This is a genomic window from Pseudoalteromonas sp. TB25 (assembly GCF_000497995.1).
GTDB classification, from domain to species: domain Bacteria; phylum Pseudomonadota; class Gammaproteobacteria; order Enterobacterales; family Alteromonadaceae; genus Pseudoalteromonas; species Pseudoalteromonas distincta.
Map to the genome: position 1 here is coordinate 1 of NZ_AUTI01000318.1, position 5561 is coordinate 5561.

The 5561-nt window shown below is 40.4% G+C and carries 4 protein-coding genes and 1 pseudogene; 3 read left to right on the forward strand and 2 right to left on the reverse strand.

The window, feature by feature from the left end; translation table 11 throughout:
- The coding region (locus tag L652_RS0111985; protein ID WP_024596461.1) for a DNA polymerase III subunit chi at positions 1-357 on the forward strand (357 nt) is incomplete at its 5' end.
- Positions 358-410: 53 nt separating this feature from the next.
- Positions 411-3266, forward strand: coding sequence for a valine--tRNA ligase (locus tag L652_RS0111990; protein WP_024596460.1), 2856 nt, complete (start codon positions 411-413; stop codon positions 3264-3266).
- 113 nt (positions 3267-3379) lie between these two features.
- On the opposite strand, the gene L652_RS0111995 is transcribed toward L652_RS0111990, so the two are convergent.
- Positions 3380-4630, reverse strand: a complete 1251-nt coding sequence (locus tag L652_RS0111995; RefSeq protein WP_024596459.1) for an outer membrane protein transport protein — start codon at positions 4628-4630, stop codon at positions 3380-3382.
- A gap of 283 nt (positions 4631-4913) precedes the next feature.
- Between L652_RS0111995 and L652_RS1000000125440 the strand changes: the two genes are divergently transcribed.
- On the forward strand, positions 4914-5237 hold the full coding sequence (locus L652_RS1000000125440) for a hypothetical protein (RefSeq protein ID WP_076914930.1): 324 nt from the start codon (positions 4914-4916) through the stop codon (positions 5235-5237).
- Here the strand turns inward: L652_RS1000000125440 and L652_RS0112000 are convergent.
- Positions 5197-5561, reverse strand: a pseudogene (locus tag L652_RS0112000) (phosphodiesterase); the annotation flags it as partial. The gene L652_RS1000000125440 and the pseudogene L652_RS0112000 overlap by 41 nt on opposite strands.

Consider the following 5561-nt stretch of genomic DNA (forward strand, 5'->3'; position numbering starts at 1 on the left):
GCGGCCGATCAGTATCGAAATGGGCAGCGTGTGTTTATTTGTGTTAACGATAACGAAGCAGCCTGTGCCATTGATGAAATAATTTGGGCATTCGATCCAGATAGTTTTGTGCCACATAATTTACAAGGTGAAGGCCCTAAAGGCGGCGCACCTGTAGAAATTGGTATTACGCCACCTGTTGGCAATCGTAAAGTTTTAATTAACTTGGCTACTCAGTTACCGGATTACATTCGTCGGTTTAACCAAGTTTTTGATTTTGTACCCGTAGAGCCAGCTGCTAAGCAAGCAGCCCGCGAGCGTTTTAAAAAGCTACGCCAACTCGGTGCCAATCTCACCACGCAAGATATTAATAGCTAGCCAATCAGGCAAACTAACCAACTAATTTAAGTACTTATTTAAGGTTCTGTGTAATGGATAAAACCTACAATCCGCAAGATATTGAACAGTCTCTATATCAAGACTGGGAACAAAAAGGCTACTTTAAGCCATCTGGCCAAGGCGTACCATATTCAATTATGATCCCGCCGCCAAATGTCACTGGTAGCTTACACATGGGCCACGCCTTCCAAGATACAATAATGGATACCCTAACGCGTTTTAAACGTATGCAAGGTAACAACACATTATGGCAAGTAGGTACTGACCACGCAGGTATTGCAACGCAAATGTTGGTTGAGCGTAAACTGCATGCCGAAGAAGGCAAAACACGCCACGATTTAGGCCGCGAAGATTTTATTAATAAAATCTGGGAATGGAAAAAAGAATCTGGCGGTACTATCACTAAGCAGCTTCGTCGCCTTGGCGCATCGGTTGATTGGGATCGTGAACGCTTTACCATGGATGATGGTTTATCTGAAGCTGTTAAAGAAGTGTTTGTACGCCTCCATAAAGAAAACCTAATTTACCGAGGCAAGCGCCTAGTAAACTGGGATCCAAAATTACACACGGCTATTTCTGATCTTGAAGTTGAAAACAAAGACAAGCAAGGCCACATGTGGAACTTACGTTACCCATTAGCTGATGGCGTTACAACACAAGACGGAAAAGACTACATAGTAGTAGCAACAACACGTCCTGAAACCATGTTGGGTGACTCAGGTGTTGCAGTAAATCCTGATGATGAGCGCTACACAGATTTAATCGGTAAAGAGATTTTATTACCCATCGTTAATCGTCGTATTAAAATTGTTGCTGACGAACACGCCGATAAAGATAAAGGCACGGGCTGTGTAAAAATAACCCCAGCGCACGACTTTAACGATAACGAAGTGGGCAAGCGTCATCAAATGCCTATGATCAACATTTTCGATAAAGACGCCGCTATTCTTACCCAAGGTGAAACATACACCTTTGACGGTAAAGAGTTTGAGTTTGATGCACCAATACCTGAGCGCTTGCACGGCCTAGATCGTTTTGCAGCGCGTAAAGCAATTGTGGCAGAATTTGAAGAACTAGGTTTACTTGAAAAAATTGAAGACCATGGTTTAACGGTTCCTTACGGCGATCGCTCTGGTGTGGTAATTGAGCCACTGCTTACCGACCAATGGTATGTACGTGTTGCACCACTTGCTGAACCTGCAAAAGACGCTGTTAAAAACGGCGACATTCAATTTGTACCTAAGCAATACGAAAACATGTACTTCTCGTGGATGAACGACGTACAAGATTGGTGTATTTCACGCCAGCTTTGGTGGGGTCACCGCATTCCAGCTTGGTACGACAGTGAAGGCAATGTATTTGTTGGTCGCGACGAAGCTGAAGTACGCCGTGAAAACAACATTGCAGATAACGTAACGCTAAGCCAAGACGAAGACGTACTTGATACGTGGTTCTCGTCAGCACTTTGGACGTTCTCTACACAAGGTTGGCCTGAAAATACCGATGATTTAAAAACCTTCCACCCGTCTGACGTGTTGGTAACTGGTTTTGATATTATTTTCTTCTGGGTTGCGCGCATGATTATGATGACGCTGCACTTTGTAAAAGACGAAAATGGCAAACCACAAGTTCCGTTTAAAACCGTATATGTAACGGGCTTAATACGTGATGACAATGGCGATAAAATGTCTAAGTCAAAAGGTAACGTACTTGACCCACTAGACATGATTGACGGCATTGAACTTGAAGACCTAGTACAAAAACGTACTGGTAACATGATGCAGCCAAAACTTGCCGCTAAAATTGAAAAAGATACGCGTAAAGTATTTGCAGGCGGTATTGAGGCACACGGCACCGACGCCCTTCGCTTTACACTTGCTGCAATGGCATCTACCGGTCGTGATATTAACTGGGACATGAACCGCCTTGAAGGTTACCGTAACTTCTGTAATAAATTATGGAACGCGAGCCGTTACGTATTAATGAATACAGAAGAGCAAGACTGTGGTTTTGCAAACGATGCACAAAAAGAGCTTTCATTAGCTGACCGCTGGATTTTAGGTCAATTTGAGTCAACAGTTAAAACATACACTGAGCACCTTGATAACTACCGCTTTGACTTAGCTGCTAACACGCTTTACGAATTCACTTGGAACCAGTTCTGTGATTGGTACTTAGAGCTAACTAAGCCGGTATTATTTAAAGGTAATGAAGCGCAGCAACGTGGTACACGTAATACACTTATTACCGTACTTGAAAGCTTACTGCGTTTAATGCACCCAATGATGCCGTACATCACTGAAACGATTTGGCAACGTGTTGCACCTCTTGCAGGCCTTGAAACAACAAACACCAGCATTATGGTTCAGCCGTTCCCTGTATATAATGAAGCAAGCGTTGATGCTAAAGCGATGGACGACTTAGAATGGGTTAAACAATTCATTTTAGCTATTCGTAACATTCGTGGTGAAATGGATATTAGCCCAAGTAAACCGCTTAGCGTATTACTTGCTAATGCATCAAGCGACGACGTGCGCCGCATTGAAGAAAACAAATCATTTTTAGCATCACTTGCAAAAATTGAAGAGTTTACAATGCTTGAAAACAAAGACGGGGCACCTGCATGTGCAACGTCTTATGTTGGCAACCTTGAGATCATGATCCCAATGGCAGGCTTAATTGATGTGGAAGCCGAGCTTTCGCGTATTAATAAGCAACTCGAAAAAGCAGAAAAAGGCCTAGCACAAGTGCAAAACAAACTCGCTAACGAAAAGTTTGTAAACAACGCACCTGAAGCCGTACTTGCTAAAGAAAATGCAAAACTGGCTGAGTTTAGCGATGCTAAAACTAAGTTACTTGAGCAAAAAACTAAAATAGAAAGCTTATAAGCTTTCATAAAATGCCTATTAACACTATTTAATAGGCATTAAAAAAGCCGCTCACTTTAATTAAAGTGAGCGGCTTTTTTGTGCCCTGTGATTAACCACAAGACACTTCTACATTAAAACTTGTAGTTGTACTGAGCGCCAATAAGTACTGCATTACCTTCTGACTCAAACTCAAATCCATCTTCTTCAAAGTTCTGAGTTTTACCACGGATGATACTTACACCAAGATCAACGTTAGAGCTTTGATCAATTGTGTAGTTACCACCGAATGAGAACCAAAAACGATCTGTATCTGGGATAGAGATCGACAGGTGATCTTGTGATACTGGAGACTGATCAAATGCTACACCAGCACGAAGTAATAAATCTTCGTTATATTGGTAATCTGAACCCACAGCGAAACGGTATGAATCAGAGAAGCTTTCATCTTTATTAAATGCGCTAAACTTATCGCCAGTTGGAGCTGTAACTTGTGCTTCTAATGAATCAAAGCTACTCCAACCTGTCCATAGAATACTGTAATGAAGACCAAGTTTTTCATCTAACTGATGAGAACCTGAAAATTCAGCTATTGCAGGAAGTGTTATTTCAACAGAACCAGGTAATTCAGTTCCATTTAATCCACCAAAAGCTGTTGGTATTTGATTCGAATAATCACCTTCGAATGTAATATCTGTTTCTGTACGATAATTAAAACCAAAACGGCTGTTATCATCTAGCTGATACATTAAACCAACATTTAAAGCGTAACCTGTATCATCACCTTCCAAGTTCACAACTTCAGTGCTTGAAGCAAATGGTAAACCAGAGCCAGCATGACGCACAATTGTTGCATCAGCATAAATTACGTTTAAGCCAATACCATAGCTAAACTTTTCAGTAACTTTATAAGCAACGCTTGCATTTAAGTTAACGGTGAAGATTTCTGTTTTACCAGCAATCTGTCCTGCTGAGTAGTCATCGTCAAAGTCTGTTGATAAACCAAAGTTAGAAAATGCACCAAAACCAAGTGATACTTTATCGTTGTAAGGCATAGTAAAGTAAGCTGCTGGTACCACTGCACTTGGGGCAATGCTATCGTCATCTAATGTAGATTGATCAATACCAGTTGGCGCGCCTTCACCTTCTAAGCTTACATCTGGGATTACACCAATAGCAGCAACACTTAGTTGTTTATCTTTAAATAAAGTCATTAGTGCAGGGTTACGTGCAACTACAGATGCATCGTCTGCGATAGAAGCTTCACCAGCGTATGCACGGCCTAAACCCGATGCATTTTGCTCTGATAATTGAAACGCAGCTGCAAAGCTATCAGCTGAAACAAATGCAAGCGAAGCTGCAATAAGAGTTTTAGAAAATTTCATTGTTGAGTCCTTAACCAAACTGACTGTCTGGGTACTATGTGTGTTGTTATTAGGATTTGAAACTTTGCTACACTACCTTAATTTTTTGTAAAAAACTCTATGAATGCGTCAAAAAACAGCAAAAAACATGTTATTTAACGACATTTTAACAACTATTTAAAACTCATCGGATGAGAAATGTGTTATTAGAGTTAAAGCTCTAATTGTAATTAATTATCATTTAGATTGACTTGAAATATATAGCAAATTACACTCACTATAAAATCGCAAAGGAAGTAAAGCTGTGATCATTTTATTTATTATTACAGGGCTAATATTTTGTGGGGCGAGTGTATTTTGCTTTTACAAAGCAAACTACTGTGCATGCACTCAAGCAGGACAATGCGATAACCCCGTAAACCATTATTGGCTTGGAGCAATGTTAAATGCGTTGATCTCTTTAGGACTGTGTTGTTTTGCATTGCACGTAGAGTTAGGTACTTTGCTATGGCTAACACTGATGGGAAGTTGTTTTTTGGGTGCGTTTATTTCTGCAAAACAAACTAAAAAAAGGCAATGCAGTAAAACTAGTTCAACAAATGCTCTTTTAGCAGGCGAGACAAATTAATCTGATAATCAAGAGGCTTAACACTCGCTAGTATTTTAAGCTCTTGGGTGTGCTCACTTAAATCTATGTCTTTAGGTGTAACATGATGATTATGCTTAGCATTATAAAATAGCTTAATTTTAGGTTTAATAGGATTTAATACGTTCCCTTCAAGCACTAAGGCTAAACGTTCATTCGTTAATTTTACAATAGTTCCTACCGGATGGACCCCTAAACACTTTATAAAGCGCTGAACTAACTCACCATCAAACAAGTGCTTATTGGCTAATAAGTAGCGTAATGCATTAATAGGCTCATCACCCTCTTGGTGCATTCTATCGGCTG

What these genes read in the sequence shown, in the direction of transcription:
- L652_RS0111990 (WP_024596460.1), top strand. Translation starts at nt 411, where the DNA reads ATGGATAAAACCTACAATCCGCAAGATATTGAACAGTCTCTATATCAA.
- L652_RS0111995 (WP_024596459.1), bottom strand. Translation starts at nt 4,630, where the DNA reads ATGAAATTTTCTAAAACTCTTATTGCAGCTTCGCTTGCATTTGTTTCA.